Source organism: Pedobacter cryophilus, from assembly GCF_005116455.1.
Classification (GTDB): domain Bacteria; phylum Bacteroidota; class Bacteroidia; order Sphingobacteriales; family Sphingobacteriaceae; genus Pseudopedobacter; species Pseudopedobacter cryophilum.
Window position 1 is genome coordinate 338744 of record NZ_SWBP01000003.1, and the last position, 20919, is coordinate 359662.

Below are 20919 nucleotides of genomic sequence, written 5' to 3' on the forward strand. Positions count from 1 at the left end.
CAAAAGGCTCTATTGAAAAATCAATAGAGCCTTTTTCTTGACATAAAAAATTTATAGAAGATTTTGAGCATAAAAAAAGCCACTCAAATTGAGTGGCTTTTTTATAATTAGCTTGTATTTAATTAATTAGTACAAATCATTTTGAACTATGATATTACCAGAAGTTAACACTTCTCTTTGTGGTATTGGCCATAAATTTCTAAATGGTTCGCTAATACCCAATGCGGTACCAGTTTTGTCATATCTTCTTAAATCAAAAAGTCTATGACCTTCATGCGCTAATTCTACTCTTCTTTCAGCTAAAATAGCATCTAAAATAACGGTAGAAGAAAGTGATATAAGAGGAGTAAGACCCGCTCTTTCTCTAACAACGTTTAAATCAGCTAAACCACCAATAATATCTGGAGTTGCTTTTCTTAATCTAGCTTCTGCTCTAATTAAATAAAGTTCTGCTGACCTTAAAAGAATAACGTTATCATCACCAGTGGCAATACGAGTTATTTTTCTAGTTTTAGCTAAAGGCGCTACAGTTGAGTAATTAATAGATTTTCTAACATCACCAACTTCATGAACATCATTTAACGCAGTTGAAGAACTAATTTCATTTCTTCCACCAAGAGTTGTTGTATAGTAAAAGAAAGCTAGTTGGCTTTGATCTGCAGAGTTAAATTCTAATTCAAAAATAGACTCAGAACTATTTTTAGCACTCCACATGGTACCGTAATTAGCTGTAGAAACCATAGGATATCTAGCAGAAGTAATTACAGCAGTTGATAAAGCTTCAGCTTCAGCATATTGACCTCTATATAATTGTATACGAGCTTTTAATGAATTAGCATAATCTTTACCTATTCTATTAACTGAGCTTTGTTTGTTTGCAAAAGTACTCACACCTATAGCAAAGTCTAAATCTGCTAAAATTGCAGTATAAACTTGAGCCTCAGTACTTCTTGCAATTGGAGCAGCTTCTGTTAATGAAGAAGTCGGTGTTAATTTTAAAGAAACACCAACACCATCTGCTTTACCGTACCCATTTTTTGAACCACCCCAATATCTCAATAAATCAAAATACATTAAAGCTCTTAATGTTCTTAATTCAGCTAAGGCATTATCATTAACAAGCGTTGGATCAGAAATGTTAGGTACTGCAGCAATTACTAAATTTGCAATATTAATAGCACTATAAATGCTGTTATACATATTGGTAACTTCAGCATTATCTGTTAGGATACTTTTGTTTGATATTTGTGCAAATGAAGGAAATGTACCTACATGTGATAAATTATCAGCACCTAAATCAGCCATTACTTGATAACGTAAACCATAATAATTTACGCTTTGTAAACCACTATAAACGGCATTAATACCCGCTCTTATGTTATTTGCACTATTAAAAGCTATAGAAGCATCTAAGGATGCCTGAGGCTTTTGACTCTCTAATTCTTTTTTACAAGAACCTAGTAGAACTCCCGATAATAACATCGTTATCAGGAATGATTTATTTTTTATGATCTGTTTCATAATTCAAGCTTTAAAAAGTTAGATTCAACCCGAAAGTATAAGTTTTAGACTGAGGGAAAGTTAAGAAATCTGTACCAGGTGCAGTATTAGTATCACTAAAAGTACTTACTTCTGGGTCTAAACCTGAGTAATCTGTGATGGTAAATAAATTTTGACCAGCTACATATAATTTTAAATTACTAACCTTTAATTTAGTTAGAAACTGAGGAGAGAAAGTATAACTTAAACTTATATTTTTCATCCTTAAAAAATCACCGTCTTCTAAAAACCTATCAGATGTTCTTCTATTGTTATTAGGATCTTGATAAACTGCTCTTGGCATAGTGGTGCTTGGATTGGTTGGTGTCCATCTGTTTAAAACAGCAGTTGTTTGACCAAAAATACTATTCATACCTTCAGAAAAACCTCTTGTGTTATTGTAAATCTGATTTCCTCCAGAGAACTGAACAAAAGCAGATAAATCAAAGTTTTTGTATCTGAAATTGTTAGTGAAACCACCAAAATAAGTTGGCATACCATTACCAATAATCTCTTGATCATCAGCAGTGATTCTTCCATCACCATTTAAATCTTTAAATCTTTGATCTCCAGGAGCTGTTGAAGTTAATGCGCTAGCTGTAACAGTATGAATTGGTGCAGCAGCAATTTCAGCAGCACTTTGGAAAATACCGTCTGTTCTATAACCTCTAAAATCCCCTAAAGAGCCTCCTGGTGCAACCCATGAAGCAAAACCAGAAGCAAACGGATTACCAGAAATGGCTAAAACTTCATTTTTGTTAAAGCTTAAATTAACATTAGAAGTCCAAGAAAAATCTTTTTTATCTAAAATCACACCTGTTAATCCAAATTCTAACCCTTTGTTTTCTAGTTTACCAATATTAGATTGGATAGATAAAAAACCAGAAGAACCAACTAAAGGCTGACCTAGTAATAGGTCTTCAGTCTTCTTTTGATAAGCATCAAAAGTAAAAGTTAATCTATTTTTAAACATTCCTAAATCAAAACCTAAGTCAATTGAGGCTGTGTTTTCCCAGCTTAAAATGGTATTACCTAATTGAGATGGAGCTAAACCAGATTGCTGTAAATAGTTTGCACCACCACCAACTAATTGAAGTGAAGTAAAGTTACCAATCTCTTGGTTACCCACTATTCCATAACTACCTCTTAATTTAAGATTACTAATTTCATTAACATTCTTTAAAAAAGATTCTTCAGTAACATTCCAAGCCGCAGAAACAGCTGGGAAAGTACCATATCTTTTGTCTGCACCAAATCTAGAAGAACCATCCACACGTACAGAACCTTGTAAAACGTATTTATTATTGAAAGAATAATTAGCTCTTGCTACATAAGATTCCAACGCATAAGAACTACCCCCAGAAGCAGTCGTAACTCTTACAGCTCCAGAAGATAATCTTGTAAAATCATTAGTTGGAAATCCTGTTGCAGCAGCAAAAAGATTTTCGTAATTAGATTCTTGATAAGAAAAAACACCTGTTAGGTTTAAAATATGTTTGCTCGCAAATGTTTTGTTAAAATTCAAAATATTTTCAGTTACATAATTAACCTCTTGGTTTTGACCTTCAGAACCAGCACCTGCAGAAGCTGCACCAGTATTGGTTGTTGTTGGATTGTAATTTCTATCCTTAGAAGTAAGATAATCTAATGACAATTGAGATTTAAACGTTAAAGAAGGCAAAATTTGATACTCTGCAGATCCAGAAGTTAATAATCTATTATTAGTATTCAAGAAAATCCTTTCTAAAGCTGATGCAACTGGATTATCAACTGAAGAAACAGCGTCTTTACCATAAGTTCCGTTTGCATTGTAAACAGGTATATGTGATCCTAATAATATAGAAGCACTTACTACTCCGTTTATATTATTATCATTATTAATTCTATTAGACACAGAACTGTTGAAACCTGCATTTAAAGATAATTTCAATTTCTCTGTAGCTTGATTATCAACATTGATTCTTCCGCTCCATCTTTTAAAACCTGAGGCTATCACGATACCTTCTTGATCAAAATAAGATCCTGAAATAGAAAACTTAGTTTTATCGTTACCACCTCTTGCTGATAAATCATAATTTTTAATCGGTGCAGTTCTAAAAATTTCGTTTTGCCAATCTGTATTAGCATAAGTTGCAGGATCTGCACTTAAGCCGGTAAGTGTACCATAATTATTTCCAGGTCCTCTTCTGTTAAGAACAGCTTCATTCATTAACTCTATATATTGCTGACCAGAAATTAAAGGGAGTAATTTATTAACTTCTTGTTGACCATAATAAGAATTGAAACTAATTTTTGTGGTTTGATTAGCTCCTCTTTTGGTATTTACAATAACAACTCCGTTAGCTGCTCTAGAACCATAAATGGCACTTGATGCAGCATCTTTTAATACTTCAATTGATTCGATATCGTTTGGATTGATATCTGACAATGCATTACTTGTTTGACCACCTGCACCAATTTGAGTATAAGAACCCGTAGAAATAGGCACTCCATCTACTACATAAAGTGGTTGGCTACTTGCACCTATAGATGATGTACCTCTAATTCTGATAGAAATTCCACCACCCGGAGTTCCTGAAGATTGAGTTACTTGAACACCGGCAGCTCTACCTTGCAACGCTTGCTCTGGACTTAAGATTGGCGTATTAGCAATGTCAGCAGCTTTTATAGATGACTGAGCACCTGTTACATCAGCTCTTCTTTGCGTACCATAAGCCGTAACTACAATTTCTGATAATTGTTTAGCATCAGTAACAAGCGAAATGTTTATTGCCGTTTTGCTACCAATAGCTACATTTTGTGATAAAAACCCAATAAATGAGAATTCTAAACTTTTTGCAGTTGCAGGAACACCAATAGAGTAATTTCCATTAGCATCAGTTTGAGTAACTACATTTGAGCCAGTTGCTTTAACTGAAACCCCTGGTAATGGTAAGCCATCTTCTTTGGATGTAACCTTACCAGTAACTCTTTTGTCTTGCGCAAATGCGGCACCTGCCAACATCAGACAAACAAAGAACATACTTAGTAATTTTTGTTTCATGTGTTTTGTTTTGGTTAAAAATTTATTTGGTTATTTGTTGATTTATAAAAGTTGTTCAAATGATATTAATTTTGAACTTTAATTATAAAACCAAAAATCTAAATTCTTAAAAAAAAACTTAATTTCATAATTTATATTTAACAAAAATTTAATGATCAAAAAAATAAATAATGTAGCCGTAATTGGTTCGGGGACTATGGGCAACGGAATAGCCCACTCATTTGCTCAAAATAAGTTTAAAGTATCTTTGATAGATATTTCTGATGAATCCTTACGTAACGCAATCATTACAATTACTAAAAATCTTGATCGGCAAGTTTCTAAAGGAATGATCACATTAGAGGACAAGGAAATGACATTAAAAAACATCACTTGCTTTACTGATTTAGAAAAAGGAGTGAAAAATGTTGATTTAGTGGTAGAAGCTGCATCAGAAAACTTAGCTATCAAGCTAAAAATATTTCAAGATCTTGATAGATTCACTATGCCAGAAACTATTTTGGCTTCTAATACCTCTTCTATCTCTATTACAAAAATCGCTTCGGTTACGCAAAAACCAGATAAAGTAATTGGAATGCACTTTATGAATCCGGTTCCGGTGATGAAATTGGTTGAGGTGATACGTGGTTATGCAACATCTGATGAGATCACCAACACCATTATGGATTTATCGAAAACTTTAGGCAAAATCCCAGTAGAAGTGAATGATTATCCGGGCTTTGTAGCAAACAGAATTCTAATGCCTATGATTAATGAAGCTATTTATACATTATATGAAGGAGTAGCTGGCGTAGAAGAAATTGACACGGTAATGAAATTAGGAATGGCTCACCCGATGGGGCCTTTGCAATTGGCAGATTTTATAGGTTTAGATGTTTGTCTTTCTATTCTTCAGGTTTTAAATGAAGGATTTGGTAATCCTAAATACGCAGCTTGTCCGCTTTTAGTGAATATGGTTAATGCCGGAAACAAAGGTGTAAAATCTGGTGAAGGATTTTACAATTATACACATGGAACAAAAGACTTGGTAGTTGCAGAGAAGTTTAGGTAAGAGGACTCAAGGTATAAGGCATAGGGCTTAAGATTTAGAAAGTCGATAAACTTCTTTGATTTTAAACCCGGCGCCTTAAACCTTATACCATAAACCTTGTACCCTTTTTTAAATTACATCCTCTCTGGCATTTCAATTCCTAAAAGGCTCATTCCTTTATTTAGGGTAGCTGCCGTATGACAGGAAAGCTGCAACCTAAATTGTTTAATATTTTCTTCCTCTACCTTTAATATACTTTCTGTTTGATAAAACTTATTATATGATTTAGCCAAATCGTAGGTGTAATTTGCAATAGCAGCAGGATTATGTTCCTTTGCCGCAGAAGCTAACACTTCAGGATATTTACTTAATATTTGTATCAAATCAAGTTCTGTTTCTGCTAAGTGGCTTGGATAGGTCACTTTTAATTCTTGATAATTAGCTTTTGTTAGTACAGATTTTATTCTGGCATGAGTATATTGAATAAAAGGCCCCGTATTTCCCTGAAAATCAATTGATTCTTTAGGATCAAACAATAAACGCTTTTTAGGTTCAACCTTTAATAGAAAATATTTTAATGCGCCCATCCCAATCATGCGGTATAAATTTTCTTTTTCGGCATCTTCAAAATGATCTACCTTACCTAAAGCTTCGGTTTTTTCTTTGGCAGTGTCCTGCATTTCTTGTATTAAATCATCAGCATCAACTACCGTTCCTTCTCTCGATTTCATTTTTCCACTTGGCAAATCAACCATGCCATAAGAAAGATGATACAATCCTTTAGCCCAACTTTTACCTAGCTTAGCTAAAATTAAGAAAAGCACCTTAAAATGATAATCCTGTTCATTACCCACTACATATATAGACTGCTGCATTTTAAAATCATCATACTTTAATTGAGCGGTACCTAAATCTTGTGTAATGTAAACCGAAGTACCATCTGCCCTTCTCACTAATTTCTCATCTAAACCGTCGGCGGTTAAATCTATCCAAACAGAATCATCAACCTTTTTAAAGAAGACTCCTTTTGCTAAGCCTTCCTCCACAATATCTTTCCCTAATAAATAGGTATTAGACTCGTAATAAAATTTATCAAAATTTACACCTAGTTTTTTGTAGGTTTCATCAAAGCCAGCATAAACCCAGCTATTCATGGTTTTCCAAAGCGTTTTCACTTCATCATCACCAGCTTCCCATTTTTGAAGCATTTCTTGCGCTTCTAAAATTAAAGGAGCTTGTTTTTTAGCTTCGTCTTCGGTTTTACCATCGGCTTTTAAAGCTTCAATTTCCTTTTTATATTCCTGATCAAAAATTACATAGTATTTCCCAACCAAATGATCTCCTTTTAAATGAGCGGTTTCTGGCTTTTCTCCATTTCCAAATTTTTGCCAAGCCAGCATAGATTTGCAAATGTGAATTCCTCTATCGTTCACCAAATTAGCTTTGATGACTTCATAACCAGCCGCTTTTAAAATTTCGGCAACAGCATAACCTAATAAATTATTACGCACATGCCCTAAATGCAAAGGTTTATTGGTGTTTGGAGAAGAATATTCTACCATCACTTTTTCGCCGTTTGGTTTAAGAAAGCCAAAATCTTCTTTAAGAATTTGTTGTTCAAAAGTGTTTAACCAGTATTCATCATTTAAAACAATATTTAAAAAGCCTTTAATTACATTAAAATCAGCCACCTGAGTACAGTTCTCTTTTAAATATTGACCTAAAATATTAGCTGTTTCTTCGGGAGATTTTTTGGTATGACGTATAAAAGGAAAAACTACAAAAGTGACATGACCGTCAAATTCTTTCTTTGTTTGCTCTAAATTAACTTGATTTTCAGGGATTTGAACATTAAATATCGTATCAAAAGCTTGACTAATGGCCTGGTGTAAAAAATTCATTCGGCAAAAATAATTAATATTGAGTTCATCTGTAGAATTTAAAATTGAATTAAATTCTAATAGCTTTGTACTTTATACAACCAATAATATGCCGACAAAAACACAAGACTTTAAAGTTAATGTAAGTTCAGAAATTGGAACATTACGTTGTTTGTTAATTCACAGCCCAGATAGCGGCCTTGGAAAAGTGGTTCCATCTAAAGCTCAAGATTGGCTTTTTGAGGATATTGTACATTTAAACACCATTAGAAAAGACGAATACGACTATTATTTAAAGTTATTACTTTACTTTTTAGATCCTGATAAGATAAAAGGCAAATTAACTACTATAGACCAAGATAGCACCAGAAGCTTTTACAAACCAGATCATGCTAATTTCCATTCTTCTACAAAAGTGGTAGAATTAGAAAAGCTTTTAGCCGAAATTTTAGAAGATAAAGACGTTCGAAAAAAGATTGTAGCTGCCGTTTGTGCCATTGAAGGCTGTACCTATAAATTACAAACCGAATTAATTGATACTCCAGCATCTGAGTTGGCTAAAATTATTATTTCAGGATCAATAGATACCCAAAGAATGATTTTTGCGCCTATTCCTAATTTTATTTTTACCCGGGATATTGGCATCACTATTAATAATCACATCCTTTTAAATAAGCCTGCAAAAAAAGCCCGATCAAGAGAAACTTTATTGGCCAGATACATTTTCTTTAACCATCCCCTTTTTGCTGCTTACAGAAATAATATCATTGAAATACCCGATTCTTTACAACATTTTTTAAGACCTGGGGAAGAAAACGAAGAGAAAAGTACTTTAGAAGGTGGCGATGTAATGGTGGTAAGTAAAAACCATTTATTAATAGGATTTAGCGAAAGAACATCGGCTACAGCCATTAATGAAACCATTAAAATATTATTCGAAAAAGATGTAGTACAAAAAGTAAGTATTGTTAAAATTCCGCATAAGCGTGATTTTATGCATATAGACACCGTTTTTACTCAGGTAAAAAGAAACATGTGGGTAATTTTACATTCGATAGGAAAAGTAGATAAACGTGGGGATGGTTCTGAACCTATTGATCATTTAATTGAAGAAGAGCATGTAGATAAACCTGAAGTGACTCAATTTATTAAAGGAAAAATTAATACACCAAAGAAATTTGAGTCTATTGAACAACTTTTAGCCGATATCAGCGAAAATGATTTAGGATCTCAAGAAAAAACGCAATTCATTTATTCGGGTAACGAAGAATTCCCTTACGATTCTAGGGAGCAATGGACAGATTCTTGCAACCTTTTAGCCGTAAAAGAGGGCGTAGTTTTAGGTTATGATAGAAACGACCATACCATTAAAGCTTTTATACAAAAGGGCTTTCAGGTGATTCCTGTTAAAGAATTATTAAAGAAATTTGAAAGCGGAGAATTAAGTCCTGATACTTTAGAAAACACTTTTATTACTATGCCATCAGCAGAATTATCAAGAGCCAGAGGCGGTTTTCATTGTATGAGTATGCCGGTTTTGAGAGATGAAATTTAGGTTAGTCCACTGTCCGAAGACCGCTGTCGGCAGTCCGAAGACAGCAGACCGCAGTCAAATTGTCACAAAAACTGCGGACTTTAGACTTTAGACTTCATTAAAAAATATTGGCTCGTCGCTAAAACTGCGGACTTCAGACTTTTTAAAATTAAAAAAATGCAAACAACATCTAACATATTAATGATTCGGCCTGTAGCTTTTGGATTAAACACCCAAACGGCAGACAGCAATGCTTTTCAAGATAAGCAGGCTTCGCAGGATGCGGTACAAGAAAAAGCGGTTAACGAATTTGATGACTTTGTTGCCAAATTAAGAGCTAATGATATTAATGTAACGGTAATTGAGGATACACCGAAGCCTCATACCCCCGATTCCATTTTCCCTAATAACTGGATTTCTTTTCATAATGATGGAGCTATTTTTCTATACCCGATGCAGGCAGAAAACCGCCGTTTAGAAAGAAGAGTTGATTTAATTGAGCAACTCAAAGCTAATTTTAAAATAAAAGCTATTCATGATTTAAGTGCTGCCGAAAAAGAAGGTATATATTTAGAAGGCACCGGAAGCATGGTTTTAGACAGAGAAAACAAAATAGCTTATGCCTGTTTATCTATACGCACCCAAGAAACAGCTTTGAATCAGTTTTGTAAAGAAAGCGGTTACACCTCTGTTAAATTCCATGCTTTTGATCAAAACGGATTTGCTATTTACCATACCAATGTGATGATGTGCGTTGGAGATAAATTTGTAGTGGTTTGTTTAGATACCGTTACAGATGAAGTCGAAAAAGCAGACCTGATTACAAGCTTTCATAAAACTGGTAAAAAAATTATTGAAATTTCTTTAGCGCAAATGAACCAGTTTGCAGGAAACATGCTTCAAGTAAATAATAGAGATGGGAAGAGTTTTATCATCATGAGTGAAAGAGCTTTTTTATCATTAAATGACATTCAAAAAAACATTTTAAGCTCTTTTGCAACACCTCTATACTCCTCTTTAAATACCATAGAAAACAATGGCGGAGGCAGTGCTAGATGTATGATTGCCGAGATTCATTTACCTGCTTTAGAAAGTTAAAAGATTGATTAAGGACACAAACAGGTAAAAAATTTCAAAACCTGTAATTATATCATAATTTAATTACATTTTTGCGAAAAAATAATTAAGAATGCAGAGCTACGAAGAATTTCTTGACCTCAGTGTTGGTTTCCCACAAGAAGGTTTTGATATTATTGATGATGAACTTTATTTCCATGATTTAAATTTAATGGAAATGATAGAAACCTATGGTACTCCCCTAAGGTTTACCTATTTACCTATCATTAGTAAAAAAATTCAACAGGCAAAACTGTTGTTTCAAACTGCCATTCTAAAAAATAATTACAGAGGAAGCTACAAATACTGCTATTGTACTAAAAGCTCACATTTTAGGCACATTGTAGAAGAAGCACTAAAAAACGATATTCACTTAGAAACTTCATCGGCATTTGATATGCCCATGATTGATGCTTTAGAGAAAAAAGGTTCTCTAAATAAAGATGTCACCGTAATTTGTAACGGCTTTAAAACCTACCAATACAAGCAATATATTGTAGATATGTTGCATGATGGTTTCAAAAACATCATTCCAGTTTTAGATAATAAAGAAGAGTTTAATTTATATGATGATGAGATAGATATTGATACTCCATGTAATTTAGGAATTCGTATTGCGGCAGAAGAGCAACCTGATTCTCAATTTTACACCTCTAGATTAGGCGTTAGAATGGAAGATGTAATTGATTTTTATAATTCAAAAATCGTTCATAATCCTAATTTTAAGGTTAAATTACTGCATTTCTTTATCAATTCTGGAATTACTGATACTCCTTATTATTGGAACGAATTAGAGAAATACGTTACGCTATATTGTAAATTCAAAAAGATTAATCCTGATTTAGATACTTTAGATATTGGTGGTGGAATGCCATTTAAAGATTCTTTAGTTTTTGATTTTGATTATGAATACATGATCAGTGAAATTGTAAAACGTATTAAAGAAATTTGTGCCGAGCATGAAGTAATGGAACCAGATATTATTACCGAATTTGGAAAATATACAGTTGCAGAAGCATCAGGAATTTTATATAAAGTTTTAGGAAGAAAGCAACAAAACGACCGTGAAAAATGGTTGATGTTAGATGGTTCTTTCATTACTAACTTACCAGATGTTTGGGCAATGAATCAGCGTTATGTATTGTTGCCTATTAACAATTGGGATTCTGAATATGAGCGAGTTAACTTAGGCGGTATTACCTGTGATGGACAAGATTATTACAATCAGGAAGCACATGTGGGTAACGTTTTTATGCCTAAAACACGTAAGGTTCAGTTTCTTGGCTTTTTTCATACAGGAGCTTATCAGGAAGTATTAAGTGGTTATGGCGGCATACATCATTGCCTTTTACCTTCTCCTAAACATGTAATTATTAGAAGAAACCGAGATGAAACTTTTAATTACGAAGTTTTTGGTGAAGAGCAAAACAGTAAACAAGTAATGAAAATATTAGGATATATGTAAACAAAAAAGCCTCTTTAATCGGAGGCTTTTTTGTTTATTAATAAATCTTAAAAAATCTTTATTAAACTAGCGCTAAAGCTAACTTTTGTTCAACATTTGCAATTGCATTTAGCGTTTTAAATAACGAATCTGGAGTTACAGAAATGCTATCAATTCCTTCTTCAACTAAAAACTCAGCAAAATCAGGAAAATCTGAAGGACCTTGTCCGCAAATCCCCACTTTTACGCCTTTCTTTTTAGCGGATGCGATCAACATTTTTATCATGGTTTTAACAGCTTCATTACGCTCATCATAAATATGAGCAACTAAAGCAGAGTCTCTGTCTAATCCCAACACCAATTGAGTTAAATCATTAGATCCAATAGAAAACCCATCAATATGATCTGCAAAGGCATCTGCTAAAAGCACATTAGAAGGTAACTCGGCCATCAGGTAAACCTCTAATCCATTTTTACCTCTTTTTAAGCCATATTCTTCCATTACTTTATAAACCTGAAGCAATTCTGTTACCGTTCTACAAAACGGAATCATTACGGTTACGTTAGTAAGACCTATTTCTTCTCTCACCATTTTTATGGCCTTACATTCTAAACCAAAGGCATCTTTATACTCCTTAGAATAGTAACGGGAAGCACCACGCCAGCCAATCATTGGGTTTTCTTCTTTAGGCTCAAAATGATTCCCACCTAATAAGTTAAAATACTCGTTACTTTTAAAATCAGAGAAACGCACAATTGTTCTGCTTGGATAAAATGCTGAGGCAATTTTCGCCACACCGTAAGCCAATTTTTTAATAAAATAATCCTCTCCATCTTCAAACCCTTGAGTAAGTTTCTTAATCTGCTTAGTTAATTCATGATCTCTTAACCTATGATGATGCAATAAAGCTAATGGATGAGCTTTAATATAATTATTGATGATAAATTCTTCTCGGGCTAAACCCACTCCTTTATGCGGGAAATGAGAAAAATGGAATGCCTTTTCAGGCGATGCTACGTTGAGTAATATAGGTGTTTGGGTTTGCGGCAAATCGATTAAATTAATCTCATTTTCTGTAAAGTCTAAACAACCGTCGTAAACATAACCCACATCACCTTCGGCACAAGATATAGTCACCAAATCTCCATTTTTGAGTAAAGTAGTTGCATTTTGACAAGCTACAATAGCCGGAATACCTAACTCACGAGCCACAATTGCAGCATGACAAGTTCTTCCACCTTTATTGGTAATAATAGCTGATGCAATCTTCATTAATGGCTCCCAATCAGGATCGGTAATATCTGTAACCAAAACATCTCCTTTTTTAAAGGAAATTTCTTCCATTTTTGAGCCATCAAATGAATGAATAATTTTTACTAAACCAGCGGCAATTTTATCACCAACAGCCACTCCTTTTAATATGATATCATCAGGATTTGGAGCTTCGCTGAAACTGTAAGTCTTAATAGTTTCTTGATTTTTACGGGAATGAATTGTTTCTGGCCGGGCTTGTACAATAAATAATTCACCGCTTAAACCATCAACGGCCCATTCTACATCCATAGGGCACCAATAACCTTTAATTTTAGAATAGTGATTTTCAATAATAGTTACCCATTTGGCCAGCGCTAATACCTGTAATTCTGACAAGCAAAACTTAGATTGCTCTTTTGCTGTAGTATCAATTATTTTTACTCGCTCTTCTGTAGAAGAACCATAAATCATCTTTTTATCTTTAACACCCATCTTTTTTTCTATGATGGATGGATAACCTTGCTTTAAAGTAGGTTTAAATACCAAAAATTCATCCGGACTTACCGCTCCCTGAACCACTAATTCGCCCAAACCAAAAGAACCGTTAATCACCACCACATCTTTAAAACCACTTTCGGTATCTAAAGAAAATGCAACTCCAGAAGCAGCCAAATCCGACCGAACCATTTTTTGGATGCAAACAGAAAGGCCTATTTTAAAATGATCATATCCAAAGCTTTTTCTGTAGCTAATGGCCCTATCGGTAAATAAGGAAGCGAAACATTTTCTGATAGAGATTAATAGCTCATCAATACCTCTGATGTTTAAAAACGTTTCTTGTTGCCCTGCAAAAGATGCATCTGGCAAATCCTCAGCTGTAGCCGATGAGCGAACCGCCACATCAACTTCTGATGTTTGGTAATGGTTTGATAATTCTTGATAAGCAACTTTTAGCTCCTCCACTAATTTTTCTGGAAATGCTCCGTTTAAAATCAGTTTTCTTACTTCGCTGCCTCCCCTTCTTAAATCTTGAATAGAGTCTGTATCTATTGCTGCTGTTATTCTGGCAATTTCGCTTTCCAAATTATTGAAAGCCACAAATTCTTGGTAAGATTTTACGGTAATGATAAAGCCGGATGGGATTCTTACTCCAAGTTGACTTAAATGTTGTATCATTTCGCCCAAAGAAGCATTTTTACCCCCAACAACCTCAATATCAGCTATTCCAGCCTCTTCTAATTTTAGGATTAGTTTTTCGTTTTTCATAAATCAGCTATTTAAATGTTTTTAACTATACAAAAATCAGTAGAAAAAATTAGGTAGTTTAATTTAATACTTACAATTAATGATACTATCTTAACCTATTTTTTTAATTATATATAAATTAGTACTTAACTTAGTATTAATGAATCCTTATTTAATTAAAATTCCGTTAGCTATAGATGAATCTTTTAGCCTCAGAACAGATATTTCTAGGGGATTTAATAGTCAATGGCATTATCATTCTGAAATAGAATTAATTTACATTATACAGGGCACAGGAACCGGTTTTTTTGGTAATAGCATTAGAAACATTGAAGATGATGATTTAATTTTAATAGGATCTAATTTACCTCACATGCTTAAAAGTGATCCTGAGGTATATCATTCTCATTCAGAAAGAATTACAGAAGCTTTAGTGCTCCATTTTCCACCCAATATATTAACTACATTTTTGCAGCTGCCAGAAAATAAAAAGATATCAAACCTATTGCAGCAAACCAACTTAGGGATTTTATTAACCGGAAATACCAAAGTTGAAATTATAAAAACACTTAAATTACTAAACTTTGCAAAAAACAGCCAAAGGCTTATTTATCTTCTTCAGATACTGCAACTCATTATAGATGAGCAAAATCATACGCTATTAAGTGAAGCTGTTTTAAAACCATTTTTTAACAAGAATGATGAGAATAGATTAAATAGAGTTTACCATTACACTTTAAACAATTTCTCTAGAGAGATTAAATTAAAAGAGATTGCTGATATTGTTTACATGAGTCCGCATTCTTTTTGCAGGTATTTTAAATCACGTACAAAAAAGCGCTATTCCTTATTCTTGCTAGAAGTTAGAATAAGCCATGCTTGCAAACTTTTAAGTAGTACTGATTACAGCATTGCAATCATTTCTTATGAAAGTGGATTTATGAATTTATCTAACTTCAACAGGCATTTCAAATTAATTGTTGGGAAAACGCCATTGGAATATCGTAAACAATTTCATATCAAACATTAAATTTTGCAGCTTTTAAACCATTTTTAATAAATAGAAAGCAATATTTTATTAAACTTTTAAACCTCTTTAAACATGCTAAAATCTTTTAGAAAATTCATTATTTAGGCTCCAAAAGCAGAAAAACAGCTATATCTGATCTTTTTTTATGAGAATCATCAATTAAAGTTTAGGTTTATCAAAATTTAGTTATAAATTCAATTTTTATTCATTAAACCCTATATTCATGTCATCATTTGCAAAATTAAAAGAATTGGTAGCAGCAACAGAAGCAGATGCTACTGCATTTTACGAAAAAGGAAACAAAGCAGCTGGAACAAGACTGCGCAAAGCTTTACAAGAAATTAAAGTTTTGGCTCAAGAAGGCAGAAACGAAGTTACTGCAAAAAAGAACGAAGGATAATTTAAAGCCTTTAAATATTAAACCCCGACCAATAATGGTTGGGGTTTTGTGTTTTTAGGATTTGTTGTTTTGGATCTATTTACCGATACAAAACTTAGAAAATATGTTATCTAACAAATCATCTGTTGTCACTTGGCCTGTAATCTCGCCCAAATAATAAAGTGCTTGTTTAATATCTAAAGCTAAAAAATCGGAGGTTACGGGATTGTCTATTCCGTATAAAACTCTTTCTAAAGCAGCAGAGGTTTTTAATAAAGCATCGTGATGGCGAAGGCTCGAAATGATCACTTCTTCGCTGTTTAAAGATCTAAAGTTTACGGCTTCTAAAAGGGCATCTTCTAAGTCTTCAATATTTAACCGTTCTTTAGCAGAAATAAATAACATCGCCGGATAAGCTTCAAATTTGGCTTTCAATGCTTCTATCCCACCTAAATCTACCTTATTGCAAACCAAAATTAAATGTCCGTTTCTTTCATCCGTTACGGCTTTTAAATCGGTAATAATTTTCTCGAATTCTACCCCTGAGGTTTCGTTGGCATCAAATAAATATAATACTATAGCTGATGATTTTATTTTCTCAAAAGTACGCTCTACGCCTTTGGCTTCTACAATATCTTGTGTTTCTCTAATTCCGGCGGTATCAATAAACCTAAAATTAATGCCTCTGATGTTGATTTCATCTTCAATGGTATCTCTGGTAGTTCCGGCTATTTCAGAAACAATAGCTCTATCCTCGTTTAACAAAACATTCAGCAAGGTTGATTTGCCTACATTGGGTTTACCAGCAATTACTACAGGTACACCATTCTTAATTACGTTTCCTAATTCGAAAGATTGAACCAATTTATTGATGACTTTAAATATAGCCATCACCAAGCTTTTTAATTGATCGCGATTGGCAAATTCCACATCCTCTTCAGAGAAATCTAACTCTAATTCTATCATAGATGCAAAGTGAATTAACTGCTCTCTAAGCTGCTTTAATTCGTTAGAAAAACCGCCTCGCATTTGTTGCATGGCTAGTTGATGGGAAGCTTGCGATTGTGAAGAAATTAAATCGGCAACAGCCTCTGCCTGAGCTAAATCTAAACCTCCATTTAAAAAGGCTCTTAAAGTAAATTCACCTGGTTTTGCTGCCCTTGCTCCTTTTCTAATGAGTAATTTAATGATAGATTCTATGATATATTTAGAACCATGACAGCTAATTTCTACTACGTTTTCTTTGGTGTATGATTTAGGTGCGATAAAGAGAGAAACCAGCACCTCGTCAACAATATTTTGGCCATCTCTAATGGTTCCAAAGTGGATGGTATGAGATTCTTGTTCTTCCAGATTTTTACCTTTAAAAACAGAATTAATAATGGTAATTGCATCCGGACCGGATAATCTTATTAAAGCGATGGCTCCTGTACCACTTGGCGTAGCTAAGGCAACTATAGTTTCTTCTTTTACTGAAATCATGAAGTGCAAAGATAGTAGTTAGTTGGTTAGGTTTTTAATTGGTTAGATGGTTAGTTTGTTGGATGCTGAACTTGATACTTGATACCCGCTACTTGATACTAACTACTTGATACTCGCTACTTGATACTCATTACTCAACTCCCCTTACTCGCTCTAATCATTTCCCCGTAATTTAATTTCTCTATCATAGCGTTTACCGTCAGGCTGAGGCGTTTTACTCGGGTGGCTTCGGTTTTGGCTTCATTAATCCATTTAATAAAATAGTTTTGGTGAGATTTTGGCTGACTAAGAAACTGTTCTAAAGTATGTTCTACATCATCAAAACATTGCAATAAGTCTTCGGGGATTTCAAATTTAAAATCTACATCTTCTGCTAACTCTAATTTTACCATTGCGCCTTTGTATTTACCCAATTTTTTAAGGAGTTCTTTTTTTAAAGCGAGAATAAAATCGCCCTCTCCCATTGGTGTTAACGCAATTCCGTTGATTGACACTTCATCAATTTTTCCTTTTACCCTAAAACTTACTTTACAATTGGCTTTTATTTCTTGAGCTATTGGTGCCGGAATATCTACGTAAGTCCAACCGGTTTTTTCTCCTTTTGTACCAAATTGTTGGATAATAGCGGTGTAGTAAATCATTTGAATACATTAACTATTTTCAAATATAGAGCTTGAACTTATTATACCAAGGAGTATAAAAGAAAAAATAATTAACCACAAAGAACGCAGAGTTCACAGAGCTTATCCGATTAAACTTTGCGCTCTTTGCGAAAAACTTAGCGTCCTTTGCGTGAAGACTAAACTTAATATCAGAAGTGTAAAAGAAAAATAATTAACCACAAAGAACGCAGAGTTCACAGAGCTTATCCGATTAAACTTTGCGCTCTTTGCGAAAAAACTTAGCGTCCTTTGCGTGAAGACTAAACTTAATATCAGAAGTGTAAAAGAAAAATAATTAACCACAAAGAACGCAGAGTTCACAGAGCTTATCCGATTAAACTTTGCGCTCTTTGCGAAAAACTTAGCGTCCTTTGCGTGAAGACTAAACTTAATATCAGAAGTGTAAAAGAAAAATAATTAACCACAAAGAACGCAGAGTTCACAGAGCTTATCCGATTAAACTTTGCGCTCTTTGCGAAAAACTTAGCGTCCTTTGCGTGAAATTTTATTTGTTTATGTAAACTCTTACTTAGAAAACTTATACGTCATTCCCATTCCCTGATAATTTAAACCCATTACCGGATTAACAGAAAGACCTGTTTGATTGGTTTTTTTATGCAATTGAGGAATCAAAATACCAGCTCCTGCTCCTATAGCAAAACCCAAAATATTATCAGATAAAAAATGCTTTCCAGCTCTTAATCTTTGATAAGCTACTACCGTTGGCACTGCGGCGGCGGCGGCCCACACATAAGGTTTTAGCTTAGAATCGGGATTAAAATCAGAAAAAACTTTAGCGGCAAAAAAAGTTGCAGCTGCTGTGGCAGTGGTATGACCGGCAAAAAAAGAACGTTGTGCATCTTTATCTGTTCTATCTGCAATAGGTAAGGAAGTATTATAAACCAATGGGCGACTTCTTTGTACCAAACCAGCGGCAAGCGTAAAGGAAGCTGCTGCAGCCGACATGGTTTCTATAAACATTACCGAAATTTGTCCGTAATGCGATCTTTGGTTTTTAGCTATTAAAGCTACTATTGGCGCAACAGCAAAAGAACCATAAAATGGAATGTAGCTATCTTTATCTGCTTGGTCAGAGAAGTTACCTGCCGAAAACCTATCCATAAAGAAAACATCGTCTTTAGATTTGGCTGCCACTTCTGCAAGGGTTAATTCTTTCTTATTTTTAATTAAGGTTACTCCTAAATAACTCAATCCTACACCTGCTACTATTAAAGGAGCATCTTTTTTAAAGCTAGTTTGATAAGGAGATTCTGATTGTGAAAAAGCATTTTGAGCGACCAAAATAAAGGTCAATAATAAAAGAGAAAAGTATTTATTTCGCATAATTTAAGTTTTATAAAGCCTTTTAAGCTTATTGTTAATATGATGCGAAGCAATGTTCAATTATATTGCCAATTAGAAAAGAAAGTGTAAGAAATTAAATGATTTGGGAGTTTCCAGCCCGAAGAAAAATCGGGACTGGCCGGGCTGTCCGCTATATTCCCGATGAAAAATCGGGAGATGCCGCTTCCATCCTTGCCTGTCCGGCAGGCAGGCCTAACTCAAACCCTCAATTATATTAAATTTCTGTCTTTAAACCAAACATCATCTGGCTCAGCCTCAAAAGCATTCATCAGTTCAATCATTTTTGCGGGTTCGGCTTCATTAATTACTAAACTTCTGTTAATAGGTTTTAAAAATCTTTGTTCCACCATTACATCCATTTGCATAAAAAGCGGGTTATAAAAGCCATTTACATTTAATACCCCAATTGGTTTTTTGTGCAAACCTAATTGCAGCCAAGTTAACACCTCAAAAAATTCTTCTAAAGTGCCAAAACCACCGGGAAGAATCAAAAAGGCATCAGATAAATCGGCCATTTTTTGCTTACGCTGATGCATATTCTCGGTCACAATCATCTCGGTTAAACCTTTATGCCCCACTTCTTTATCCATCAAAAACTGTGGGATTACACCTATTGCTTCTCCTCCATTTTCTAAAACTGCATCGGCTATTAAGCCCATTACCCCCACACTACCCCCTCCAAATACCAGTTTAATATTGTTTTGAACCATTATTTTGGCTAAGCTTTCTACTGCTGATTTTAATTGAGGATCGCCATTAAAATTAGAGCCACAATACACACAAAGAGATTTTATCATTTTAATTTATAATTTTTGATTTAATATAACCTTGATAAAGAAATTAGACTTTAAAACTAATTATTTTTTAGAAATGCGCTGATTAAATTAATCAACATTGCAAACTCGCAAAATGTACAACGTTTAAAACACCAGCTTATCTAATGAATTCCATATTACTCTAACACTAGAAATTAACACAATAACAGCAACTCCAATAAACATTTTTTTGATGGGCAATTTACCTGCTAATTTGGCTGCTAAAGGTGCGGCAAGAATGCCTCCGGCAATTAAACCTATAATAGTACCTAAATGACTGATGCCTAAAATCACAAAAAAGGTTAAAGCACTGGCCATGGTTACAAAAAACTCGGTTAAACTTACTGAGCCAATGACATATTTTGGACTTCTTCCTTTAGAAATTAGCGTACTGGTAACCAAAGGACCCCAGCCACCGCCACCAAAAGAATCTAAAAAGCCACCTGCCCCGGCCAACCAACCTGCTCTTTTTATTTTTTTAGGCTTTACATCTGTTTTAAAAGCATTGGTTAATATTTTTAACCCCAAAATAAAAGTATAAACAGAAATAATGGGTCTAATCCATTGCGAATAGGTTTCGCCAACGGTACCTAATAAAATAGCTCCGCCTATAGCGCCTAAAACTCCAGGGATTAACAAGGTTTTAAACAACTTCATATTTACATTACCAAAACGATAATGGCTAAAGCCTGATGCGCCGCTAGAAAACATTTCGGCAGTATGAATACTACCCGAAATTACCGCCGGATTTAATCCTCCAGATAATAAAAGTGTGGTAGAAATTACACCATAACCCATTCCTAATGCGCCATCAACCATTTGGGCAAAAAAACCTACTGCAAGCATAAACAAGAACTTTTCATCGGCATTAGCCAAAATAAAATCTGTAGCTTCCTTTACCGTGATGAATTGAAAAATACTTAGCGTGATGATAATTAATGCCAACAGCATCAAACTCCAAAAAGCTACATTTTTCCATTTTCTTTCTTCCACACCATGAGTTGTATGATTATAGATTCTCTTACTATTTTTTATTTCTGTCATCATTATATTTTGAAATGCAAAAAAATCTGGTTCCTTCAAAAACCGAAGGAAACCAG

Annotated in this window: 15 protein-coding genes; 6 read left to right on the forward strand and 9 right to left on the reverse strand. The window is 34.0% G+C overall.

Going from position 1 to position 20919, the window contains the following annotated elements:
* Positions 1–126 precede the first annotated feature (126 nt).
* Both FA046_RS10540 and FA046_RS10545 read right to left on the reverse strand, forming a co-directional pair.
* On the reverse strand, positions 127–1521 hold the full coding sequence (locus FA046_RS10540; RefSeq protein WP_136826366.1) for a RagB/SusD family nutrient uptake outer membrane protein: 1395 nt from the start codon (positions 1519–1521) through the stop codon (positions 127–129).
* 10 nt (positions 1522–1531) lie between these two features.
* Complete coding sequence (locus FA046_RS10545; RefSeq protein WP_136826367.1) at positions 1532–4582, reverse strand: SusC/RagA family TonB-linked outer membrane protein; 3051 nt, start codon at positions 4580–4582, stop codon at positions 1532–1534.
* 151 nt (positions 4583–4733) lie between these two features.
* Between FA046_RS10545 and FA046_RS10550 the strand changes: the two genes are divergently transcribed.
* Positions 4734–5633 carry a 3-hydroxybutyryl-CoA dehydrogenase gene (locus FA046_RS10550; protein WP_225870916.1) on the forward strand — a complete coding sequence of 300 codons (900 nt, stop codon included), beginning with the start codon at positions 4734–4736 and terminating at the stop codon, positions 5631–5633.
* Positions 5634–5746: 113 nt separating this feature from the next.
* On the opposite strand, the gene argS is transcribed toward FA046_RS10550, so the two are convergent.
* Positions 5747–7513 carry an arginine--tRNA ligase gene (gene argS, locus FA046_RS10555; protein WP_136826368.1) on the reverse strand — a complete coding sequence of 589 codons (1767 nt, stop codon included), beginning with the start codon at positions 7511–7513 and terminating at the stop codon, positions 5747–5749.
* 19 nt (positions 7514–7532) lie between these two features.
* On the opposite strand from argS, the gene FA046_RS10560 reads away from it, so the two are divergent.
* From FA046_RS10560 to FA046_RS10570, 3 genes are all read left to right on the forward strand, one after another.
* Positions 7533–9047 carry an arginine deiminase family protein gene (locus FA046_RS10560; RefSeq protein ID WP_317130543.1) on the forward strand — a complete coding sequence of 505 codons (1515 nt, stop codon included), beginning with the start codon at positions 7533–7535 and terminating at the stop codon, positions 9045–9047.
* A gap of 156 nt (positions 9048–9203) precedes the next feature.
* Positions 9204–10124, forward strand: coding sequence for a citrulline utilization hydrolase CtlX (gene ctlX / locus FA046_RS10565; RefSeq protein ID WP_136826369.1), 921 nt, complete (start codon positions 9204–9206; stop codon positions 10122–10124).
* Positions 10125–10215: 91 nt separating this feature from the next.
* Complete coding sequence (locus FA046_RS10570; protein WP_136826370.1) at positions 10216–11607, forward strand: arginine decarboxylase; 1392 nt, start codon at positions 10216–10218, stop codon at positions 11605–11607.
* 61 nt (positions 11608–11668) lie between these two features.
* Here the strand turns inward: FA046_RS10570 and ppsA are convergent, their stop codons facing one another.
* Positions 11669–14107, reverse strand: coding sequence for a phosphoenolpyruvate synthase (gene ppsA / locus FA046_RS10575; RefSeq protein ID WP_136826371.1), 2439 nt, complete (start codon positions 14105–14107; stop codon positions 11669–11671).
* A 139-nt stretch (positions 14108–14246) separates the two neighbouring features.
* On the opposite strand from ppsA, the gene FA046_RS10580 reads away from it, so the two are divergent.
* Together FA046_RS10580 and FA046_RS10585 are read left to right on the forward strand one after the other, a co-directional pair.
* Positions 14247–15116, forward strand: coding sequence for an AraC family transcriptional regulator (locus FA046_RS10580; RefSeq protein ID WP_136826372.1), 870 nt, complete (start codon positions 14247–14249; stop codon positions 15114–15116).
* Between the two features lie 223 nt (positions 15117–15339).
* A complete protein-coding gene (locus tag FA046_RS10585) occupies positions 15340–15516 on the forward strand; it encodes a histone H1 (protein ID WP_136826373.1) in 177 nt (58 codons plus the stop codon).
* A 75-nt stretch (positions 15517–15591) separates the two neighbouring features.
* Here the strand turns inward: FA046_RS10585 and mnmE are convergent, their stop codons facing one another.
* The 5 genes from mnmE to FA046_RS10610 all read right to left on the reverse strand — a co-directional run bounded on the left by mnmE (position 15592) and on the right by FA046_RS10610 (position 20866).
* On the reverse strand, positions 15592–16977 hold the full coding sequence (gene mnmE, locus FA046_RS10590; RefSeq protein ID WP_136826374.1) for a tRNA uridine-5-carboxymethylaminomethyl(34) synthesis GTPase MnmE: 1386 nt from the start codon (positions 16975–16977) through the stop codon (positions 15592–15594).
* Between the two features lie 134 nt (positions 16978–17111).
* The gene (locus FA046_RS10595; RefSeq protein WP_136826375.1) at positions 17112–17618 is read right to left on the reverse strand and encodes a YdeI/OmpD-associated family protein; all 507 of its coding nucleotides are present in this window, start codon (positions 17616–17618) and stop codon (positions 17112–17114) included.
* Between the two features lie 546 nt (positions 17619–18164).
* Positions 18165–18983 (reverse strand): phosphatase PAP2 family protein, encoded by an 819-nt coding sequence (locus FA046_RS10600; RefSeq protein WP_225870917.1) that lies wholly within the window; start codon positions 18981–18983, stop codon positions 18165–18167.
* 230 nt (positions 18984–19213) lie between these two features.
* Positions 19214–19801: an LOG family protein gene (locus FA046_RS10605; protein ID WP_136826377.1), complete on the reverse strand. Its 588-nt coding sequence runs from the start codon at positions 19799–19801 to the stop codon at positions 19214–19216.
* A 123-nt stretch (positions 19802–19924) separates the two neighbouring features.
* Positions 19925–20866: a sulfite exporter TauE/SafE family protein gene (locus tag FA046_RS10610; protein ID WP_225870918.1), complete on the reverse strand. Its 942-nt coding sequence runs from the start codon at positions 20864–20866 to the stop codon at positions 19925–19927.
* Positions 20867–20919 lie beyond the last annotated feature (53 nt).

What these genes read in the sequence shown, in the direction of transcription:
- FA046_RS10540 (WP_136826366.1), bottom strand. Translation starts at nt 1,521, where the DNA reads ATGAAACAGATCATAAAAAATAAATCATTCCTGATAACGATGTTATTA.
- FA046_RS10545 (WP_136826367.1), bottom strand. Translation starts at nt 4,582, where the DNA reads ATGAAACAAAAATTACTAAGTATGTTCTTTGTTTGTCTGATGTTGGCA.
- FA046_RS10550 (WP_225870916.1), top strand. Translation starts at nt 4,734, where the DNA reads ATGATCAAAAAAATAAATAATGTAGCCGTAATTGGTTCGGGGACTATG.
- argS (WP_136826368.1), bottom strand. Translation starts at nt 7,513, where the DNA reads ATGAATTTTTTACACCAGGCCATTAGTCAAGCTTTTGATACGATATTT.
- ctlX (WP_136826369.1), top strand. Translation starts at nt 9,204, where the DNA reads ATGCAAACAACATCTAACATATTAATGATTCGGCCTGTAGCTTTTGGA.
- FA046_RS10570 (WP_136826370.1), top strand. Translation starts at nt 10,216, where the DNA reads ATGCAGAGCTACGAAGAATTTCTTGACCTCAGTGTTGGTTTCCCACAA.
- ppsA (WP_136826371.1), bottom strand. Translation starts at nt 14,107, where the DNA reads ATGAAAAACGAAAAACTAATCCTAAAATTAGAAGAGGCTGGAATAGCT.
- FA046_RS10580 (WP_136826372.1), top strand. Translation starts at nt 14,247, where the DNA reads ATGAATCCTTATTTAATTAAAATTCCGTTAGCTATAGATGAATCTTTT.
- FA046_RS10585 (WP_136826373.1), top strand. Translation starts at nt 15,340, where the DNA reads ATGTCATCATTTGCAAAATTAAAAGAATTGGTAGCAGCAACAGAAGCA.
- mnmE (WP_136826374.1), bottom strand. Translation starts at nt 16,977, where the DNA reads ATGATTTCAGTAAAAGAAGAAACTATAGTTGCCTTAGCTACGCCAAGT.
- FA046_RS10595 (WP_136826375.1), bottom strand. Translation starts at nt 17,618, where the DNA reads ATGATTTACTACACCGCTATTATCCAACAATTTGGTACAAAAGGAGAA.
- FA046_RS10600 (WP_225870917.1), bottom strand. Translation starts at nt 18,983, where the DNA reads ATGCGAAATAAATACTTTTCTCTTTTATTATTGACCTTTATTTTGGTC.
- FA046_RS10605 (WP_136826377.1), bottom strand. Translation starts at nt 19,801, where the DNA reads ATGATAAAATCTCTTTGTGTGTATTGTGGCTCTAATTTTAATGGCGAT.
- FA046_RS10610 (WP_225870918.1), bottom strand. Translation starts at nt 20,866, where the DNA reads ATGATGACAGAAATAAAAAATAGTAAGAGAATCTATAATCATACAACT.